The following is a 20,581-nucleotide window of genomic DNA, read 5'->3' as shown; positions in this document are numbered from 1 at the left end:
TAAGTACCACTGAAAGAACTCCACGGAGGAAAAGCCGGAACTTCACGATGCCGAACATCTCCGGGACTGCAGACCCGGGAAAGGTAGCGACCTTTTTGCTAAAAACTAAAACGGAGGTTTAGAAATATGTTGGACTTTACAGAAGCAAGTCTGAAAAAGGTATTAACCAGATACAATGTGGCTCTGGAAAAGGCAATGACGCCTGAAGAAGCCGCAGAAGAGATTTATCCTAAGGACGAATTAATCTACCCGATCGCAAAGGCCATCTTCGAAGGAGAAGAAGATGACGTTATCGAGGGTCTCCAGGCAGCAATCGACGCAGGCAAGGACCCCATTGCACTTATCGATGACGCTCTCATGGTAGGTATGGGCGTTGTCACAAGACTCTATGATGAAGGTATCATTTTCCTTCCAAATGTCATGATGTCCGCTGACGCCATGCTTGATGGTATCGAATTCTGTAAGGAAAACTCCGAAACTGCTCCTGTAACAAAGGGAACCATTGTCTGCCACGTCGCAGAAGGTGACGTTCACGACATTGGAAAGAACATCGTTACCGCTCTCCTCAGGGCAAACGGCTACAATGTAGTTGACCTTGGAAGGGACGTCCCTGTGGACGAAGTCCTTACAGCAGTTGCTGAGAACAACCCAATCATGGTCACAGGTACTGCACTCATGACCACCACCATGTATGCATTCAAGGAAGTTAACGACAAACTCCTCGAGAAAGGATACAAGATTCCATTCGCATGCGGTGGCGGTGCAGTTAACCAGGACTTCGTGTCCCAGTACGCACTCGGTATTTACGGTGAAGAAGCCGCTGACGCCCCCAAGATCGCTGACGCAATCGTTGCAGGTACCACAGATATCGCAGCATTAAGAGAGAAATTCCACAAGCACTGAGGTGAGTTAAATGGCAGCAAAAAGATACACTTCAATGGCATACGCAAACGCAGACGAAATGACCTTCGGCGTATCCAAGTACCCGGTAAAGGCAGGCCTCGGTCTCGAGATCGGTGCAGGCTATACAATTCCTGAAATTAACTATGCCCCAAGACCAGAAGCCGGTGCATCCAAAGAAAAACTCATAAGGGAATATGAGAGGATCACCACCGACATTATGTCAAGAATGGTCCAGGTCGGTTTTCCGGCAGTCATTCTCGAAACCGAACACGTTCAGCAGATGTCCAACAACCCCTCATGGGGAGCAGAAGTTGCACATGCCCAGAAGACCATCATGGAAGAATACCACGATGAATACGGCATAAAGTGCGCACTCCGCCACACAATCGGTGACATCCGTGAGAACAGGGACTTCCTCCAGCTCAGAGGCGACAAGTACTCTGTCTTCCTCGAAGCTTTCGAAGAATGCGCCAAAGCCGGTGCTGACTTGCTTTCCGTAGAGAGCATGGGTGGTAAGGAAGTTTTCGACTATGCAGTTCTCAGGAACGACATCGCAGGTATCCTCTACTCAATCGGCTGTCTTGGCTCCATTGACATGGAACTCATCTGGTCCGACATTGCAGACATTGCAAAGAAGACCGGCACTGTTGCAGCTGGTGACACCGACTGCGCCCAGGCAAACACCGCAATGTTCATTGGCGGCGGGCTGCTTGACAAGAACCTCGCTCACACCCTCGCAATTATCGCAAGGGCAATCTCCGCTCCAAGGTCCCTCGTTGCATACGAAGCCGGTGCACAGGGCCCTGGTAAGGACTGCGGATATGAGAATGTTATCGTCAAAGCCATCACCGGTATGCCGATGACCCAGGAAGGTAAGACCTCCACCTGCGCCCACTCTGACGTTATGGGTAACCTCATTATGCAGTGCTGTGACTGCTGGTCCAACGAGTCTGTTGAGTACCACGGTGAATTCGGCGGTACAACTGTTCAGTGCTGGTCCGAATCCCTTGCATACGACTGCGCCCTCATGAACACCGCTCTTGAAACCAAGAACGATAAAGTTCTCAGGGACCTTTTTATGCTCTCCGACAGATACAGAGACCCACAGGCATATGTGCTTGCATATGACAACGCATACAGAGTCGGTGAATCAATCGTCAAGGACGGAGACAACATCTACCTCAGGGCAAAGAACGCCGCAATCGAATGCTGCAACATCGTCAACGAAGGTGCAGCCGGCAAACTCGAGCTCTCCAGGTTCGAAGCCAAAGCCCTCGCAGACGCAAAGGCAGCTCTCGAAGCTCTTCCAGATGACATGGACACCTTCATGGACAACTGCCTTACAAAATACAAGAGCGAAGTTAAAGTCTTCCTTCCAGAGAACTACGGCTTATAAGCCTTCTGTTCTCTTTTTCTTTTTTAAGATACGTCTGAAACCACAATTTCGTCATATTTTTCATTTTATCAGGCTTTATTTTTGCATAGTTTTTGCATGGCTTTTATCATTTTATTACTCCTCTCTGCCCTTTCATTATTCACTCAGTTAACAGATTGATTAAAAAAGAAAATAATATAAAGAGCAGAAACCAAGTAGACTAGAGAGAAAATTTGTAGAATTACATTAGAGGAATAAAATATATTCCATGAGCACAAGAACAATACTTTATTTAATAATTACATAGAAGAAAAGAAAAATATATATACCTGGGAAGTATATCGATAAATAGTAGCGTGGGACAAAAAAAATATACGAACAGACCAAAAACCGTGCCATCAGTAAGGAGTGTATACAACTCCCCCATGTTACTTCTTTTCCTTTTATTTTGGAATCATTAGAGTGACCCGTTTTTAAAGGTTAATGAATCTTTTTATATAGATTAGACGCTGTTTTAACGCTTTCCTTATAGTTCTTAAAGACCCGATTACAAAAGCTTGCCCGAGAACTGGACAGACCCGGTGCTGTGAGAGATGCTTGAAAAAGAACTCAGAGAGAAAGCGTTCTGAAAAACTTTATCAGTCTCCGTACTTAATGCTTTCGTAAGCCTGGGCTGATTCAAGAAGTGATCAGGAGAAATTGTGATCACTCTGGAATGAGGCTCTTCAGATATTCGAGAAGGTCATTATGATCTTTGAGCACAAAATCCGCATGCTCTACTTTCTCAGGCTCAAGCATACTTGCAACTGCAACGCAGTAAAGCCCTGCCCTTCTGGCGGCAGTTATGCCCAGAGGCGCATTTTCGATTACTATGCACTCGTTTTTTGTCAGGTCAAGCATTTCCAGAGCTTTGAGGTAAGGGTCGGGGTCGGGTTTCCCGCGCTCGAGGTCGCTCCCGGTAATTACTACATCAAAGCAGTTAGAAAAATATTTGTTTACAACCTGAGTTACCGTGTCGACATGTGATCCAGAAACCATGGCGAGCTTGAAGTGCTGTTTCAGCTCCTTAAGACAATCCAGAATCCCTTCAAAAGGTTTTATTTTATCAAACTCAAGAGCCTCACGTTTCTTTTCAGGTAGTTGTTCTAAATGCCAGGGTTCAGGCTCCTTTCCGGCTTTTTCGAAGATCGATTTAATTAATCTCTGGTTGTTTGAGCCTTCGAGTTCGTAAATGTCTTCCCTGGTAATGCTAATACCAACTTCCTTGAAGGTTTTAACCCAGGCATCGGCCTGGTAAATCATGGAATCTACAAGAACTCCATCCACATCAAAAATTATTGCTTTTAACATCAATTAAATAGATTGTTATAATCTATAATAAATATTATGAAAATTAAAGTTCAGTAAAATCTCTATATAGTTTATATCAGGTTGTAATCATATCAGGTTTTGATAGCCAGATTAACTTTCGAGCAGGCTTTTCATTTTAGATATCTCTCGTACAGGTAACCCCCAAGCCAGTACCCGAAAAAGGCAAAAATGAGCGTGCCTGGAGCATAGACCGGAGAATCCAATCCCCGGAGCGGGAGCAAGAGGTTGAAAAATAAGAAGTAAGAGATCAGAAATGTTAAAAAACCTATTATTTCTACAAATTTCTTTCCCGGTTTCAAGTTTTATCTGACCCCCTCTCCAAAACCTTGAGATCTGTAAACCCTGAAAAATCAACTTATCCGATTTTGCTTTTACTCTTCTTACTTTCCTTCTTTCCCCGGCTTGCCTTCTTCCCCTTCTTTCTTGAAATTAAGAGAAACTGAGTTAATGCAGAAGCGTTTCCCGGTTGGTGCAGGTCCGTCTTCAAAGACGTGACCCAGATGGCTTCCGCAGCGGGAACAGACTACCTCAATCCTGTTCATGAAGTAACTGGTATCCTCTTTGAGTTTTACCCTGTCACTCGAAATCATATCATAGAAACTTGGCCAGCCGCTTCCGGACTCGAATTTGGTATCCGAGGAAAAAAGTTCCTGTCCGCAGGCAGCACATGTATAAACTCCTTTTTCCTTGTTATAATACAGGTTGCCAGAAAAGGGCCTTTCAGTACCTTTCTCCCGCAGGACGCGATATTGTTCAGGCGTGAGTACTTTTTTCCATTCTTCTTCGGATTTTTCGATTGTTTTCTGTGCCAGTTATAAACCCCCTATGCATTTAAGTTAATTTTCCGGGAATAATACTTTTTTGAAATTGGAAATTTATTGATAAATTACATTACAAGCAGGTAGTCAAACAAAGGATAAATTATAAAGAATTATATAATATTTAATATAAATAATGTTTCGGCATAAGACATATTAGTCTGGGGCAGTATGGAAGAAAACCTGGAAAAGGAAAAGGACCACAGTATAGTTATCGCTGCACTTATCTTCTTACTTCTTGCGGCAGTCTTTGGGGTTATCATTTCCAGGCAGATTAACCTTGGGAAATTTACGCTTCCATTTTATCTTATAGTAATAGGAATGTTTTTCTTCGCTACCGCTATGGAATCCGAAACCAGAGCAGGCGAGTGGCTAGCTACCATCGGATGGACCTTTAATATGCTAGGTTTCGTTCTTTTTTATCAGCGCCTGACAGAAAACCTGCAAAGCCTGATTTACATGTGGCCTCTGGTTTTTCCCGCAGGTATAGGATTGGGACAGATTTGCTACGGAGCGGTTAAAGCCAAAAAAGAGCCCATTGAACGCGGAAAAGTTCTCGTCCAGATAGGATTCGGGCTATTTATCCTTATCTTCGTAGTTTTTAAGCTGTTCTTCCAGTAAAGCCGCAGTTGCAAGAGAAATGCTTTCTTCTCTCTAAATCAGCCCTCTTGAACCCAGCTCAACTTATTTATTATAATCAGCCCTCTTGAGCGAAGCGAAGCATAGCGAAAAGGGCTCCGTCCTCCCGAGACGGGACTCGGGTAGCGAAAAGGGCTCCGTCCTCCCGAGACGGGACTCGGGTAGCGAAAAGGGCTCCGTCCTCCCGAGACTGGACTCGGGCGAGAAGGAAATCGGGCGGTTACTCATGCCTGAGTGAGTCCACAGGTTTCATTTTTGCAGCTTTCCTTGCCGGGTAGACTCCTGATACAAAGCCTACGAAAACGGCCACAAAGAATCCGGCTCCTATGAGGCTGAAAGGAAATACAACAGGCAGTTTGAGGAGAGTTTCAACGCTGTACGCACCTGCGATTCCTACTGCACTTCCGAGAACGCCTCCGAAAACTCCTAGCAGGATTGACTCGACCATGAAAAGGAAAAGGATATCAAAGCCTGTAAATCCAAGGGATTTGAGCACTCCTATCTCCCTTGTCCTTTCAGTCACGCTTACGAGCATGATATTCATTATCCCTATCGAACCAACCAGCAGGGAAATCAGCGCTAAGGTCGTCAGGAAAGAACTCAGGGCTGCCGCCATCATATCTGTTTGTTTTAAAATCTCAGCCTGATTGATGATAAGATAAGGGCGAGCCTCTTTATCTGCAAGTGCCCTCTCGGATATCCCGAAGTTTCGGGCAAGGCGCTCGTCTACTTCATCCGAGGTCTCCTGAATTGTTGTGGGATCTTTAGCCATCGCAAAAATTCCGCCATAATCTTTTTCGCCAAGAATTTCGTTCATGACGTCGATCGGGATAATAACAGCCTCGTTGTCATCGTATGCCTGGACAACAGTATTTTCAGGATTCTGGATTATTGCCTTGACTTTAAAGGTCTTTGTAACTTTTTCATTTTCCCCCACCGTGAAAGTTATGTTTATGGAACTCCGGGCCGAGATATTGCGGTCGAATTTTTCGTTTGCAACCTTGTGCCCGATAACAGCCACGTACCCGTCGTTATCATCGATAAAGTCCCCCTTTTGAAGCTTTGTATTCGCCACCTCATCATAGGATTTTCCGACGCCGCTAACCATGATATTTTTGGTTTCGGACATGTATGTGACTTCTGCCGTCTGCGATTTTAAAGGCGAAACTCCCGAGACTCCGGGCGTGTTCTCAGCGATCTTGAGCTCATTGTCGTAGAAAAGCTTGGGCTGCATTCCCTGGACATAGATAAAGTTCGACCCTAAATTGGTCACTTCATTCGTAAAATGCTGGTTGAAACTTGCCCCGAGGGACACATTCGCAATTACGGCTGCAACTCCTATGACAATTCCAAGCACCGTAAGGGTTGAACGCAGCTTTGCACTTTTAATGCTTCCGAGCGCAATTTTTCCTGCACTGAAAAGGGGGATCATAACTGGGGCTCCGTTTTAAGATTTTATAGGGAAAGGCTGGGGAAGGAGGAATTAAGAGCTTAGATGAAACTAGTTTTCTTAAACTTTCTTTAAATGAATACATCAAGCATATAAATTCTGCTGAGAGGGAAGCAAAATGGTGGACAAAGATTTCGGAAGCAAAGGAAATAAAAAGACAAATCTTGAAAACTATAAACTTAAAAATCTTCTTCATAAATTTACGGATTACATTGAAAGTTCTATTCAACTCAATCAGGGGATTCTACTTTAGATTTCATTGGCTTTCATTGTTATTGCAAAGCCTGCCAGCGGCCTGGATACGATTCCGTTATAGTGCCGGGTCATCCTGAATATTATCCGAGGTTCGGGTTTAAACCGGCAAATATGTGGGTAATAAGTGATCCCTTCGGTGCGCCGGCTGAAGCGTTTATGGCGCTGGAACTAAAAGAAGGGGCGCTTAAAGGTGCAGGCGGGATCGTAAAATACCCGGACGAATTCCTTGAGGTTTGAAAAAGGTAAAACAGAATTTAAAAGAGCAGGAGCAGGTTTAAGGAAAGAAAGCAGGGGATTAAAAGGAAAAATATCAAAGAATCGAAATCAGTTCTGACTCGGCTCTCCTGAATCCGGAGCCAGACAGATTAGGTGTCGAGACCAGTTTCCCGAGCTCTCTTGTTTTTTCAAGCAGCCTGGGCCTGAAGGAAACTTCAAGCTTATCCGTGCCTGCAGCAATAACAGTTTCCAGGACATCAAAGCCGAGATAGTAGAGAAGGCCGGCTGTGTACTCAAAATATGGTTTGAAAGCATCCCTGTCCGAACTGCCCTGGGAAAACACAAGAACCAGTTTTTTATTATCAAGCCTGCTCGAGAAATCCGGTTTCAAGAAGGCTGTCATGCGGTCAATTAAAAGTTTAGTCTGGCCAGTCATCTGCCACATGTAAACCGGAGAGCCGAGTACAACAGTATCTGCATCCCGGATTTCCTGATAAATTTCTTTCATATCATCATCTATGAGACAACAGCCCGATTCCTGGCATTTACAGCAAGCATCACAGCATTTGATATCTAGTGAAGCCAGGTTGTAAATTACTTTTTCTGCACCGTTTTCGGCAGCTCCGTCGAGAATTGCGTTTACAAGCTTTGCAGTATTTCCATTTATATTAGGACTACCCACCAATCCAAGAATTTTAATGCTAGAACCCCCGTAAAACGTTTAAAAACTTATAATTTTAAACAGAAGTGAACAAAAGTATAAACGAGCAATCAGCATAAAAATGTTTCTCCTGTTTAAAAAAATAAGCAAGCTCAGTCCGAAAATTCAGTAGAAAGAGATAAAGGGATAATGAGAAAAAGAGGAAAGGGGAAGAAGAAAAGAGAGAAAGAGGACGAGAGAAGAAGAGAAAAAAGTAAATGAGAAAAAAAGAAGAAAAAGCACCAGTAAAAAAGAATAAGAGAAAAAGGAAAGGAAAGAAATAAAAAAGATAGTAAAGAAGAGAATTATCCTTTTTAGCTTTTTGTTGTTCTTATTCTCTGCTCTCACTTAACTCTCTTTAGTTCAATTTCATTTTAATTCAGTTGCTCTTTAATTAAATCTCTTTAACTCAATCTCTTTAACTCATCTCTTTAATCTAATCTCTTTGACTCAATCTTTTTAATCCAATCTCTTTAACTTTAAAAGGGCAAAGGCTCCAAGTCCTGCAAGAAGCACCGGGAGGGCTTTGAATCCGGGAATCGGAAAACCTTTCTCATCTGGCTCTGTTCGGGGTAATGCTGTATAGGTGTCGTAGTTAAAAATCGAAACTCCCAGGAAAGCCGAATCGGTTGAATAATAATCTGCAAGACCGGCAAAGAGTTCCTGTATTGAAAACTCATCCTTAAAGCCTTCTTCTACAGAGATTTCGATTATTCCTTTTGAACCTGCACCTCTTATCTCCCCCATTCCGAGGGCAATGGAGTCAACAATACCTGGCACGGAATTAAGCCCTCCAGTTTCCGCGGGGTAAGCCCTGATGACGAAGGAATCGACAAAAGGAGCGATTTCTTCAATCCTGGATGCGGTATAATTAAGCGGAAGGCTTGCTGAGATAGATATGTTTTCTTTGGCCTCTTTACTGGCAGTTTCAAATAGTGTCCTGTAGCCGATTACGTCTTCTTCGGAATCTCTTCCGGCAGAAGAGTTTACATAGATATTAACCCCGTCGAAAGGAGCGAGCGATTTTTCATTGTAATCAAGTACCATATTCAGGGAATCCTGGCAGGCATCGTCAGCTCCTCTTTCTGTGCAGTTTATGTCTTCAAGGAGCACGGCATGTACTGAAATCCCCGCTTCATGGGCCATTTTTACGAAGCGCTCATATTGCCACACATCCTTGCCGTCCACACTGAGGAAAATTGTATCTATGTGTGAGGAATCAAGCTTCTTTACAAGATCAGAGAAATCGAACCTGTATGGGGAAGAGAGCCTGATTGCAGAAATTTCCACATCGTACTCAGGAAATTGGAGCTCCTGGGCGCCGGTTTCATTCTGGCTGAGGTTTTCCTGTGTCTGTGCGATTCTCTCGGTAGCGGAGGCTTCGGAGTTTATCCCGGACCCTGGCGCGGCCTGAGGCTCAGAAAGAGTTCCCGGTTGAGAACTAACCCCAGTCGCGGAAGTGGCTTCAGAGTTATTATCAGAAACATTTTCAGAATTATTTTCGGGGCTATTTTCGGGGAGACCTGCATAGTTATCATTAGAAAGAATTTCGGAATTATTTTTAGAAATACTTTCGGAAGAAACTCTATCTTCACCCTGAACTGAAATAATCCTGACCGTGGGCTCAGTTCCGACAAATTTCCGAACCAGCACATAATCAACTGCCATATAGCCTGTATTCTTCGACGCATCCTGGTAGGAAGCAGCATACAGATAAACATGCATTGGGAAATTGGTGATATAATCGTTTGACACAAAGTCCATTCTTAAGTTTCTGACACCATTTTTAAACCAGGACACTTTACGAGTATCGTTTTCCTCATACCAGGCAATTCCTGAGACATACCATTCTCCTTCAGGAACATTGACATCAGTAATATCACGTAGAGTATTCTTTTGCTTTCTGTAAGTCGTTCCGAGGTTCACACGGCTTTCATTGGCAAGTTCGGTCTCATGCTTGATTTCGTTTTTTCTGCTGTCTATCTGGTCTACGAAGCCCTGCCGCAGGAGAGGTCCTCTGTTATCCGTACCTGTAGTGACTTTCATTCTTTTGACTACAAACATAGAATTGATGTCGAAACTCTTTTTGCTGTAGATAGTGGAGGAGTCATAAGCATGAACCTTTGGAGCTGCAACATTACAGATCCCGTTTTTAACTTCAACCAGACCTCCTCCTGCACTTTCAACGCTCCAGTAAAGTTCGTTAAGGTTACTGCCCTCGAAATCATCAAAAAAGTCAAATGTTTTTTCTCCACTGCTCACAGCTTCAGCGTCAGGGTTCCCATATCTCAGAAGGATTTTACCGGTCTTGTTCGCAGGAAGAGATGGAAGCCTGACCCAGATGAGAGCTTCTTCATTTTCAGGGTCCCAGGTTTCAATCCAGTAATTGAGCGTTCTATCTCCTGAAGAGAATCGAATATCTGAGCCGTCACTTTTTGCCTCTGAGAAATTGAAATTAGAGGAGTTCAAATTAACAGGGATAGGATATCCTTGCAGAGTTTTGCCAGCGTTCTCAGTAACAACTATTTCCTGAAAGGAGTTCCATGAGTCCTCTTCCGAAGATAGGTTCCACACATTATCCGTAACACCCAGGGCACAGCCTGTTAACAAAAATATGAAAAACACCGAAACAATTCCGCATAAGGTAGATCTTTTTGCCATCATTAGAAGCCTCTCGTAAACCCTTTATTAAAGCCGATTGAGCATTAATATGAAAATCTTGACATGTAGTGGTTCTTGCCTGAAAACAATAAACCTTTTCATAAATACTTGTCTAAAATAATAAAGATAATGATATTAGTAATTTGATAAAAAGTTGAGAAATGATAAATTTCAGGGGAAGAAATCCGAAACCATAATAAAGAATCTTTGCAATTACAATCCCTATGACGCTTCTATCCAGCAACGAACTGAGAAAACTTATACAGGCAAAGCCCCCTTTGCTTGAAAATGCCGTTGACATCGAAACCCAGATCCAGCCTAACGGGCTTGAACTTACCCTGAAAGAAATAAAAACAATAGAAGGCTGTGGAGCTGTAGATTTTGATAACTCTGGGAGAAAGCTTCCAGATGGAAGAAATATTGAATTCGGCAGTGACGGCTGGATTCACCTGCCTGAAGGGATTTATAAGGTACTATTTAATGAGATTGTAAATATTCCCATGAACCTTGCTGCAATTGCAAAGCCCAGGTCAACACTTATTCGTTGCGGGGCTACCCTTGAAACTGCAGTATGGGACGCGGGATACAGGGGGCGCAGTGAGTCAATGCTGGTGGTTTATAATACTGCAGGTTTCCGGCTGAAAAAGGATGCCCGAATTATGCAGCTTTTATTCTATACCCTGGATACGGAAGTAGAAAAAGGATATTCAGGAGTTTACCAGAACGAAAATACAAAATGAATTCTCAAAAACTTTTTAAAGCGTTTTCCAGACTCTATTTAAGCTTTGTAGCTACTTATTTACGAAAATTCCGTTTTTTTCGGAAGATATAATAAGCAGATCAGATCCCAAGGAGATATGCCGATAAAGTATATATCATCTAATTCGTAATATGACAGCTTATGAACACTATAGGTAAATCAATAAGGATGGAGCGTATCTTCAATCGAAATACCGGTAATGCGATTATTATTCCTATGGATCATGGAGTTGGTGCAGGTCCGATTGACGGACTTAAGAACCTTCAGGAAGCTGTGAACAGAGTAGCGGAAGGAGGAGCAAATGCCGTACTCGGGCACATGGGCCTTGCCAAATACGGACATCGGGGGTACGGGCATGATGTGGGTCTTATAATTCACCTATCAGCTTCAACCTCCCTTTCCGTTGATCCGAATCATAAAGTTCTGGTAACAAAAGTAGAAGAAGCTTTAAAAGTTGGAGCCGATGCGGTGTCAGTTCATATAAACGTAGGGGCTGAAGATGAGTACGAGATGCTGCAAGGGCTTGGCTATGTAGCAGGCAAGTGCGATGAATGGGGAATGCCGCTCCTTGCAATGATGTACCCTCGCGGAAAAAAGGTTCGCTCTGAATATGATGTGGATGTCGTAAAACATGCAGCCCGGATCGGAGCCGAACTTGGGGCAGATATAGTCAAAACAAACTATACCGGAAGCCCTGAGACCTTCAAAGAAGTTGTTGACGGATGCCCTGTACCTGTAATTATCGCAGGCGGCCCGAAGATGAATTCAGAACAGGAACTGCTGGAAATGATCGAAGGTTCTCTTGAAGCCGGAGGGCGAGGCGTTGCCATTGGAAGAAATGTCTTCCAGGCTCAGGACCCCACAGGTCTTATCCGGAGAATTGCAAAAGTTGTCCATGAGGGCGTGAGTGCCGAAGAATTGTCGAAATTGGGAAGGTAAACCTGAAGGTTAAAAGCCTGATTCAGATACCAGAATCGGGATTTAAAAAGGACGGAAAAGAGCGGGATTTGATATTGGCTAGAAGAATAGGGTAAGAGAGAAATGATTTAATTCTTTCCAGTGGAAATGAAAGGGTTCTAATTTTTTTAGGATCTGAGATGAAATAACTTTAAATCCGGGTCCTAAGTTTCAGACCCCCTTCAGTTTCAGACCCTGAATCCACTTAACGTCTCTCCTCAGTTATCTTTTTTCAAGGTCATACTCGTATTTCTGAACTTATCCTCTTTATTTTTTTAATTACCAGTCCTACCGTTAGATCTGCCTGATTTAGTTTTCCTCCTGAACTGGAAATCTTTAAAGTTATTTTTATTCATTTTTTGAAATCATCACTCTCAAATTTAAAATTTTAGTCGGTAGTTTTCAGGAGTATTATTTCAAAATCAAATCCCTTCAAGTGCGGTATATAGAACAGAAGATGAAAGAAATACAAAGTAAGAAAGAGTATTTTTTAAACAATCGGAATTTTTTCTAGATAATTCCTACGTTTGCTTAAAAACCCTTGAGTTGAACTGAGTTTTATGTATATTTCACAGGAAAGAGGAGGTTAACCTGTAGATTCCAGTAGAAATGAGGAGGTGCTGGAGAACTGAGGAAAGTAGATAAAAAGATGAGAGTGAATCCATTTAAGAGAATAAATTTTTGTAGACCTTAAGAGAATTATGAGAGACAAATTTCCAGAGAAAAATGCCTTAAAATTCTTAACAATCAAATCAAAGAGGAAAAGAGAAACTTTATAGCATAAAAATGAAAATACTGGAGATAGATTGAGGAATATATAGAAAAGAAGAAAAAGAGAGAGAAATGAAGGAAATAATGATAGTAAAAAAAATTAACTTGCAAAAGTTTCCAGTAGAAACAAGGGGGTCCCTCCTGTAAGAAATAAAACGAAATGAAATCAAAGTAGATTAAGACTGAGTGTAAAAAACAGGAAAAAACTGAAGAGATTAAGTAGATGAAGGATGAGAAGAGAGGTAGGAATTAGAGGTCAACGCCGGGAACAAGGTCACATCCCGTACATTTAAGGCACATGGTCTTTGCAAGTCCAGGATTGAGCCCGTACTTCTTGAGGATTTCGGCTTCAAGTTTTGCAAGCTTCAACAGGCGTTCATGGGTCGGACGTTCCGTAAAACAATCTCCAGCCCTCAGAGGGTGCGGGTTTACCGGCCGGAGGACAGGAATTACCCCCATTTTTGCGAGGGTTTCGATCCCCTCCCTGACAGAATCATCACTTTCTCCAAGCCCGATTATAAAATTACTGAAAACCCTGTTTTTTCCGAAGACATCAACTGCTTCCTTCAGTCTATCCAGAATATCGTCAATAGAAAGGTCTCCGCAAACTTTTTTGAAGATCTCCCTGTCCATAGTTTCAACATTATACTTGACTTCAGATACGCCTGCCTCATAGAATTTTCTGGAGCAGCCTTCGGTAGGATATACCGAGACTCCAACAGGAACATTATACTTTCTGAGAGCAGGAAGCAATTTGAGCACACGTTCCACCTCTCCTTCGATAGAGGTTTCAACGCCTGAGGTAAGGGAAATGGCTTTAAGCTTGCCAGCCTGCAAAACATCATCGATTATGCCCAGAACCTCCTCCTCATTTTTGACATGCCCCTGTAGTTTAGGCACAGGGCAGTATTTGCAGTCAAATATGCACTTCTCGCAAAGGGTTATAAAAGCCTGGTCAGGACAATGGGCAGCCGCAGGCTCAAGTCTACCCCGCAGAAGTTCTTCTCCCTCATAGAAAAGTGCAACATTCCCTTCGCCTTTAGCCTCCAGGACGGAAAGCGAAGAGTTTTCCTTTATGCTGAGCCTTATCCGCGTATCTCCCGACCTGAAGAAAATTGAACCTGTACCTGCTCCGGGACCCGCAGTCGAACCCCGAGCCTGTGGGATAAGTGAAGGATCCACGGAAGCTGAACCTATAGAAATAAGGAAAGCTTTCATTTCCGGCGTAATTGACTTGCTTTGCATGCAAATGCTCCTGAGGGTGATTACAAAGTGGTTTTAATGTGATTATAACGAGATTATAATGAAATTATACTGAAATTATAATGAGATTATAAGTAACTTTAATGTAACCACAAAGAGATTCAAGATGATTATTTTAAGGCTTCAATCTTCTCTCATCTTTACCAGGAAATATATAAATTATTCTTTTGATATAATTTAGATTGTTTCCGACCAGACCAGAACCGGAAAAGAATCCTGTTTGTTTTGAATATATCCTCTCAAATCTAAAACTCGGACTCGATAGATATTTCTACTCTTCCAGTTCTTCCAGTAAAACCGATCTTTTTTAATATAGCCCTGAAGAAAACATTCTTCGCACCAGGATATCAATCAAACCTCGATTTTAGCAGATAAAGAGCAGTGCAAAAGTTAAGTTCATGCAGGCTGACAATGTTATAGCAATAGTATAATGTTAAAATAATGAGCTAATGTTATAATGAGGAGTTAATACATTAGGAATAAAATAAGATTATGTGTTAAAAATAATATATAGAGTTGAAGCGTAGTATGAATTGCGTTCTCATCCCTTTAACACCCCACTAGTTAATATCTACTCCACAAGAAAAGGGATAAAACGGAAAGAGAATCAATCGAAACTCGCAACCCGTGAGTCCTGTACCTCAGTATCTCTTCCCAGAAAATAAAATCTCTTAAAGCCGTTCGGAACTTCCAGGTTCTTGGATGAGAACGCAATCTATTTTCAATGAAATTAAATTGTATCGCCGGCCCTCCCTTCGAATTACCTGATTTCTCGGACCGGCATCTCTTGCTGCTGAAAAGAGTCTGGTCCAGTACCATTTTTAACCAAAATTTTAAATTTTTAAATCTTGTATAGTCAGGAGACGAGTTTCACTATTTTTTTGAAAATTACTCCGTTTAAGCGAACAAAGTGAGCTAAACGGACAGCAGGCTGTTGCGGTTTAATCGTAACTCTCAGAAAATCTATGATTCTCTGTGATTCCGAAAAACAACCAGGGAAGCGAAGCTCAGGTGGGACTGCCAATTTTATATATATTATTAAATAGATTATACACCCAAACTACCTAACAGACAAACTTGTGTACGAAAAAGGAAGAGAGACATGAAATTTATGATAATAGGAGGTTTTCTCGGAAGCGGGAAAACCACTACCATACGGAGAATCAGCAGGCAACTGAGCAGTGCTGGGAAAAAGACTGCAATTATTGTAAACGAGATAGGGGAAATCGGGCTTGATGGGGATATTCTTACAAGCCCCGGCATTGTAACTGAGGAACTTACAAGCGGCTGTATCTGCTGTACACTCAGGATAAGTATGCAATATACTCTTCAGACCCTTGAGGAAGAGTACGCGCCTGACATTGTTATTATCGAACCGACAGGAATTGCTTTCCCGGGACAGATAAGGGAAGAAATCGAAACCATGGGGCTAACCGAGCTCTCCTTCGCCCCGGTAGTAACGCTTGTAGATCCCGGACGCTTCGGGACCGAAGCAAAAGAGATCCCGAAGTTTATTGAGACCCAGATCAGGGAAGCCGAAATTCTCTGTATAAACAAGATCGATATAACGCCCGCCGAAACCGTCCTGGCCGCTGAGAAAATGCTCCGTGAAATGAATCCTGAAGCCCGTGTCCTGAAATTTTCGGCAAAATATGAAGATGAGCAATTCGAAAAACTGCTTCTGCATCTCGCTGTGCCGGGATTTAAAAAGCCTTCCGAAGAGAAGAAAAATTCTATTGAACTCTCCGAGGTTTCGACCTATTCAACTCTTTATACCCTCAGACCGCAGGGTCTAAATCCTGAAGAAAGCAAACATTTTATAGAGAAAAGTCTCCGGACCATTCAGAATAAGGTTCGGGAAATTAATCCTGAGTTTGTGGGGCATGTGAAGCTTTCCATGAAACTCCCAGAATTTACGATCAAGGGCAGTGTAACCTCTTCTAAAGAGGTGCCTCAGATAGAGTTTGTTCCGGGGAGGGGAAGTGAGAAAACCGAACTCAGGCTGCTTTCCGCAGTTACAAAGACCCCGAAAAACAAGCTTATAGAAGTTATTGAGAGTACCCTTGTAGAGAATCTCGGGAAATCAGGAATAGCTTTTGAAAAAGAAGTTGACAGGCACGATACTGGAAACCCTGGTGAATACAAAAACGAGCAAATATGCAGGGTTAATATATACAGGAAAGAGAAATGAGAATAGTGTATTGAACTTAAACAGTGTATTTAACCTAAACAGTGTATTCAGCTTAAACGCAAGCTGAAAACCTGAGACTTAACTTGGAGAGTTGCAATCACACTTATCCTTTTCGGAACTTTTTAAAAAACCAGGTTCCAACCAATAAAAAAATAAAGGAGTTTCGATATGATAGACGAAATTGATGAACTTGACGCTTATTTTAAGAAAATGGGAGAGCCTAGCGAAGGCGAAGCTGTCAAACTGGAACATATGATGATGGAAAAGGTTTCCGTAAATCCTTCAAGAAGAAAGCTTCTCCGGATTGTCGGAATCTTCGGAAAAAGTGAAAAACAATTAAAGGAAGAATCCGGATTAAACGATTTCTTCTTTAAGTTCAATATGGACTTTCTGCAAAAGGAAGGCTTCCTGAAGTTTGAAGAAGGAATGTACCGACTGACTGATGCCGGAATTGCAATGCACGATTCGGTGTGTTGAACAGGCGTTTTCATTTTTTCCCTTTTATTTATAAATTTAATAATATGTATTTAATTGCTGGCCAGTTAACTCCATCGTGATTTTTGAAGGCTGCCTTTTGCTAAAAAGCGATAAGTTTTTATGGTAATCTTGTCAATGGCGTTATGACCAAACTTTTCGATAACCTATGGAAGTTTCAAAAACGCCCTATATAATTTCCAGGTATATATCGAGCAATCAAAAGGAGTGTGAAAAAATATGCCAGCATTAGTTAATGCAGATGAATGTTCAGGATGCGGAAGCTGTGTCGATGAATGCCCCTCTGAAGCAATCACCCTTAATGAAGAAAAGGGAATTGCAGTAGTCGACCAGGATGAATGTGTAGAGTGCGGCGCATGTGAAGAGGCATGCCCGAACCAGGCAATTAAGGTAGAAGAGTAAAACGATACTCAGTTGGAATAATCTTTTTATTCCACTTTTCTTTTTCCTTTTTATTAATCATTTTTTTCTTTCCGGAGGTAGCTTTTTAGATGGTAGCAATTAAAGCGGGTATTTTAGGCGCCACAGGCGCTGTCGGGCAGAGATTTGTAGAAGCACTTGCAAACCACCCCTGGTTTGAGATTACAGCCCTCGCAGCATCCGAGAGAAGCGCCGGCAAAACATATAAAGAAGCCGCAGGCTGGAGGTTAGACACAGCTATGCCGGAAAGCGTCGAAAATATCGAAGTTGTCCCGGTAGACCCGAGATCCGTAGACGCAGACGTGGTTTTCTCAGCACTTCCTGCAGACCTGGCTCAGACAGTAGAACCCGAATTTGCAAAAACAGGGTTTGCAGTGGCAAGCAATGCCTCCTCCTACAGGATGGAAAAGGATATTCCTCTTGTAATCCCAGAAGTAAATCCAGAACATCTCGGGCTTCTCGAAGTCCAGCAGGATGCAAGGGGATGGGATGGATATATTATTACAAACCCCAATTGCTCCACAATCGTCATGACCCTTACCTTAAAGCCTCTTATGCAGTTTGGTCTCGAAACCATACAGGTAGCCACAATGCAGGCTATTTCAGGGGCAGGGTTTTCCGGAGTTGCCGCAATGGCAATCTATGACAATGTAATTCCGTACATAGGAAGCGAAGAAAAGAAGATGGAGACCGAAACTATAAAACTCCTTGGGGAGTTCAACGGCTCTGAAATCGTGCCTGCGGACATGAGTGTAAGTGCTTCCTGCCACAGAGTCCCTGTTGTTGATGGGCACACCGAAGCCATCTGGGCAGGAATGAGGGATAAGCCAACGCCTGAAGAAGTAAGGGAAGCCTTTATGAAATTCGATCCCAGGCTGGGAGAACTTCCTTCCGAACCCAGGAGAGCCCTGATAGTACGGGATGAAATCGATAGACCTCAGCCGCGCCTTGACCGTAACATGGGAAAGGGCATGAGTGTCTCAGTAGGACGTATAAGAGAAGGAATCCGCTACATTGCAATGGGACATAACACCATTCGCGGGGCAGCCGGAGCAAGTGTGCTGAATGCGGAACTCCTGCATTCAATGGGTAAACTCTGACCAGAACAGAGAAAAATAGAAAATAGAAGTAAAAGCCCTGGAGATTCAGGCTTTTGCTTTCCAATTATCCTTGCTCTACTTATATCCCTTCGAGAATCTCAGGAGAAAAGCTTTCTTGCGGCCTCTTCTGCCCTTCTCATAACCTCTTTTACAGGAACTCCGCTAGCTTTTGCAATTTTTTTACAATCCTCAAACTCGGCAGATATATTGAGCAGGATGCCTTCGGAATCCCTGGCGATCTTGACTGCAGCTTCATATACCTGCCCTTCGACCTCAAATCTAACTGATTCTATCCGCCTGGCAGCCATCAATCTATGACGGGTAGGGATAACTCTTATTCCCAAAGATCCTGTTTCGATAATGATTTTCCGGGCTAGTTTTGCAGTGTCCTCGGGTTTTGCAATGACCTTGATAACATGAGCCGGGCGACCTTTTTTCATTGTAGCCGGGAGAATTGCAACATCCCTTGCCCCCATAGCAAGCAGTTCCTCGAACAGGTTGCCCAGGACTTCTCCACTCACATCGTCGGCATTCGTTTCGAGCACTTCAATAATATCAGGGATCAGGCAGGAATCAAGTTCAGACAGTACTCCCTGAAGCACGTTGGGTCCGGCAAGCTCGGAATCCCCAGCCCCATAGCCTATCGAGGTTACCCTTCCTTGAGGGAAGGTTTCAACTGGTCTTGCAAAATGGGCAAGAATGGCAGCTCCTGTCGGAGTAAGAAGTTCTTTTTGCTCAGTACCTCCCATGAAATAGAATTTTCCTCTTCTCAGGATTTCAAGGGTTGCAGGCGCTGGCACTGGCAGAACCCCATGTGCGCACATTATTGTTCCGCTTCCCACGTTTATAGGAGTACAGTAAATGGAATCACAGTTAAGGGAATGGATAGCTGCCGAAGAGCCGATTATGTCGGCAAGGGCATCACTCTGCCCTACCTCATGGAAATGGAGTTTCTCAAGGTCAGGCTGCCCGTGAACCGAAGCCTCGGCTTCAGCCAGCTTTAAAAAAATATCAAGAGCACTTGCTTCCACTCTGGGGGGCAGTCCCGCAGCTTTTACCACGTCCACAAGTTCAGGATATGTGCGGACCGGCTCTTTTTCAGGCACATTTATCCGGACATCCAGAGCTTTTATTCCCTTTTTTACAACTTCTCTTATATCCATTGATACGTCAACAGAAGCTTCTACCAGCTCCTTAACCGTTTTTCGGTCAGCCCCGAGATCGAGAGTGCATCCGAGGATCATATCTCCTGCTGCCCCTGAAAAAGGATTGAATATAAGCGCTTTCATAAGATTCCTCCCTCCATTTCAGTTTACTCCCTTATTATTCTCCTGTTACTCTCTTCCCGAGACCCTGTTTTCCCTGTCTTCCTTGCCGTGAGTGTAAGCGACCGCAATCATGTTTGCGATCCGGGCAGCGTACGCTCCCGCAACAAATCCTGCATCGATGTTTACAACTGCAAGCGTGGAACAGGATTGCAGCATGGCCAGCAAGGCAGCTTTTCCTCCACCGCCCGCTCCATAACCTGTTGAGACCGGAAGCCCGATTACAGGTACGTCAACTAATCCCGAAACTATTGTAGGAAGCGTCCCTTCCCTTCCGGCTGCAACTACAATTGCTCCGGGCCTCATCGCTTTCAGTTTATGCAGTGCCGGAATCAGCCTGTGGATTCCAGCAACTCCCACATCATACACCGTAACTATTTCACATCCCATTTCCGAGGCTACGACCCTGGCTTCTTCCGCAGCCGGGATATCGGCCGTGCCTGCCGAAACGATCCCTACGACCCCACCGGTTCTGGGGGCAGGCGTACCGTCATGGATAACAACAGTTCGAGCTCTGCTATTCCATTCAAGGTTATCTTTGCCAAAAGCCTGTTCCAGAACTTTAAGATGTGCCGGCGAGACCCGCGTAATCAGAGCTCTTTTGCTTTCTGCAACCATGACCCTGGCAATCTCAACCACATCTTCCGGGGTCTTACAATCGGCAAGGACGGCTTCAATTACTCCCGTCCGGCTTTTCCTGTGAGAATCAAGTTTTGCTATATCCATATAGGAAACAAAGCCCAGGCCACGTGCTTGCTGCTCCGCAGTCTCAAGATCCATTTTTCCTTCCTTAACATTCCTAAGTATATCAATGAGATCCATATACCACCCTGCACTGAAAAGATTTACTTGCTTTAAGGAATCATGATCTTAACCAATAAGTGGTCAAGCAAGAATTTATTGATTTGGGG

Annotated in this window: 18 protein-coding genes; 10 read left to right on the top strand and 8 right to left on the bottom strand. The window is 43.4% G+C overall.

Annotated features, from left to right (window positions below; translation table 11 throughout):
• The first annotated feature begins 126 nt into the window (after nucleotides 1-126).
• Nucleotides 127-903: a methanol--corrinoid protein MtaC gene (gene mtaC, locus EQO05_RS02925; RefSeq protein WP_128503593.1), complete on the top strand. Its 777-nt coding sequence runs from the start codon at nucleotides 127-129 to the stop codon at nucleotides 901-903.
• 10 nt (nucleotides 904-913) lie between these two features.
• The gene (mtaB, locus tag EQO05_RS02920; RefSeq protein WP_128503591.1) at nucleotides 914-2,299 is read left to right on the top strand and encodes a methanol--corrinoid protein co-methyltransferase MtaB; all 1,386 of its coding nucleotides are present in this window, start codon (nucleotides 914-916) and stop codon (nucleotides 2,297-2,299) included.
• Between the two features lie 684 nt (nucleotides 2,300-2,983).
• Here the strand turns inward: mtaB and EQO05_RS02915 are convergent.
• Nucleotides 2,984-3,628 (bottom strand): HAD family phosphatase, encoded by a 645-nt coding sequence (locus tag EQO05_RS02915; protein WP_128503589.1) that lies wholly within the window; start codon nucleotides 3,626-3,628, stop codon nucleotides 2,984-2,986.
• Nucleotides 3,629-4,029: 401 nt separating this feature from the next.
• Nucleotides 4,030-4,461, bottom strand: coding sequence for a peptide-methionine (R)-S-oxide reductase MsrB (gene msrB / locus EQO05_RS02905; RefSeq protein ID WP_128503585.1), 432 nt, complete (start codon nucleotides 4,459-4,461; stop codon nucleotides 4,030-4,032).
• Between the two features lie 177 nt (nucleotides 4,462-4,638).
• Here msrB and EQO05_RS02900 point away from each other — a divergent pair, with 177 nt between their 5' ends.
• Nucleotides 4,639-5,088 (top strand): hypothetical protein, encoded by a 450-nt coding sequence (locus tag EQO05_RS02900; protein WP_128503583.1) that lies wholly within the window; start codon nucleotides 4,639-4,641, stop codon nucleotides 5,086-5,088.
• A 238-nt stretch (nucleotides 5,089-5,326) separates the two neighbouring features.
• On the opposite strand, the gene EQO05_RS02895 is transcribed toward EQO05_RS02900, so the two are convergent.
• A complete protein-coding gene (locus tag EQO05_RS02895; protein ID WP_128503581.1) occupies nucleotides 5,327-6,538 on the bottom strand; it encodes an ABC transporter permease in 1,212 nt (403 codons plus the stop codon).
• Between the two features lie 384 nt (nucleotides 6,539-6,922).
• Here EQO05_RS02895 and EQO05_RS16075 point away from each other — a divergent pair, with 384 nt between their 5' ends.
• Nucleotides 6,923-7,048, top strand: a complete 126-nt coding sequence (locus EQO05_RS16075) for a hypothetical protein (protein WP_255420822.1) — start codon at nucleotides 6,923-6,925, stop codon at nucleotides 7,046-7,048.
• Nucleotides 7,049-7,121: 73 nt separating this feature from the next.
• Here the strand turns inward: EQO05_RS16075 and EQO05_RS02885 are convergent, their stop codons facing one another.
• Both EQO05_RS02885 and EQO05_RS02880 read right to left on the bottom strand, forming a co-directional pair.
• Nucleotides 7,122-7,721: a flavodoxin family protein gene (locus EQO05_RS02885; protein WP_255420823.1), complete on the bottom strand. Its 600-nt coding sequence runs from the start codon at nucleotides 7,719-7,721 to the stop codon at nucleotides 7,122-7,124.
• Nucleotides 7,722-8,186: 465 nt separating this feature from the next.
• Nucleotides 8,187-10,391 (bottom strand): DUF2341 domain-containing protein, encoded by a 2,205-nt coding sequence (locus EQO05_RS02880; protein WP_128503577.1) that lies wholly within the window; start codon nucleotides 10,389-10,391, stop codon nucleotides 8,187-8,189.
• A 221-nt stretch (nucleotides 10,392-10,612) separates the two neighbouring features.
• On the opposite strand from EQO05_RS02880, the gene EQO05_RS02875 reads away from it, so the two are divergent.
• Nucleotides 10,613-11,128: a deoxyuridine 5'-triphosphate nucleotidohydrolase gene (locus EQO05_RS02875; protein WP_128503575.1), complete on the top strand. Its 516-nt coding sequence runs from the start codon at nucleotides 10,613-10,615 to the stop codon at nucleotides 11,126-11,128.
• Between the two features lie 161 nt (nucleotides 11,129-11,289).
• On the top strand, nucleotides 11,290-12,087 hold the full coding sequence (locus tag EQO05_RS02870) for a 2-amino-3,7-dideoxy-D-threo-hept-6-ulosonate synthase (RefSeq protein WP_128503573.1): 798 nt from the start codon (nucleotides 11,290-11,292) through the stop codon (nucleotides 12,085-12,087).
• Nucleotides 12,088-13,125: 1,038 nt separating this feature from the next.
• Here the strand turns inward: EQO05_RS02870 and EQO05_RS02865 are convergent.
• Entirely contained in the window at nucleotides 13,126-14,121 is a 996-nt protein-coding gene (locus EQO05_RS02865; protein WP_128503571.1) for a radical SAM protein, read from the bottom strand.
• 1,120 nt (nucleotides 14,122-15,241) lie between these two features.
• Between EQO05_RS02865 and EQO05_RS02860 the strand changes: the two genes are divergently transcribed.
• The 4 genes from EQO05_RS02860 (at nucleotide 15,242) to asd (ending at nucleotide 18,345) form a co-directional block, all read left to right on the top strand.
• The gene (locus EQO05_RS02860; protein WP_128503569.1) at nucleotides 15,242-16,330 is read left to right on the top strand and encodes a GTP-binding protein; all 1,089 of its coding nucleotides are present in this window, start codon (nucleotides 15,242-15,244) and stop codon (nucleotides 16,328-16,330) included.
• 168 nt (nucleotides 16,331-16,498) lie between these two features.
• Nucleotides 16,499-16,807 carry a hypothetical protein gene (locus EQO05_RS02855; RefSeq protein WP_128503567.1) on the top strand — a complete coding sequence of 103 codons (309 nt, stop codon included), beginning with the start codon at nucleotides 16,499-16,501 and terminating at the stop codon, nucleotides 16,805-16,807.
• Between the two features lie 237 nt (nucleotides 16,808-17,044).
• On the top strand, nucleotides 17,045-17,227 hold the full coding sequence (locus EQO05_RS02850) for a 4Fe-4S binding protein (RefSeq protein ID WP_128503565.1): 183 nt from the start codon (nucleotides 17,045-17,047) through the stop codon (nucleotides 17,225-17,227).
• Between the two features lie 89 nt (nucleotides 17,228-17,316).
• Nucleotides 17,317-18,345 carry an aspartate-semialdehyde dehydrogenase gene (gene asd, locus EQO05_RS02845; RefSeq protein ID WP_128503563.1) on the top strand — a complete coding sequence of 343 codons (1,029 nt, stop codon included), beginning with the start codon at nucleotides 17,317-17,319 and terminating at the stop codon, nucleotides 18,343-18,345.
• A gap of 98 nt (nucleotides 18,346-18,443) precedes the next feature.
• On the opposite strand, the gene larC is transcribed toward asd, so the two are convergent.
• Nucleotides 18,444-19,634: a nickel pincer cofactor biosynthesis protein LarC gene (gene larC / locus EQO05_RS02840; protein ID WP_128503562.1), complete on the bottom strand. Its 1,191-nt coding sequence runs from the start codon at nucleotides 19,632-19,634 to the stop codon at nucleotides 18,444-18,446.
• Between the two features lie 45 nt (nucleotides 19,635-19,679).
• Nucleotides 19,680-20,492, bottom strand: coding sequence for a nickel pincer cofactor biosynthesis protein LarB (gene larB, locus EQO05_RS02835; protein WP_128503560.1), 813 nt, complete (start codon nucleotides 20,490-20,492; stop codon nucleotides 19,680-19,682).
• Between the last annotated feature and the right edge of the window lie 89 nt (nucleotides 20,493-20,581).

This window comes from Methanosarcina sp. MSH10X1 (assembly GCF_004099695.1).
GTDB lineage: Archaea > Halobacteriota > Methanosarcinia > Methanosarcinales > Methanosarcinaceae > Methanosarcina.
The sequence above is the reverse complement of the archived record's forward strand: the minus strand, read 5'-3'. Positions and strand labels throughout refer to the sequence as shown.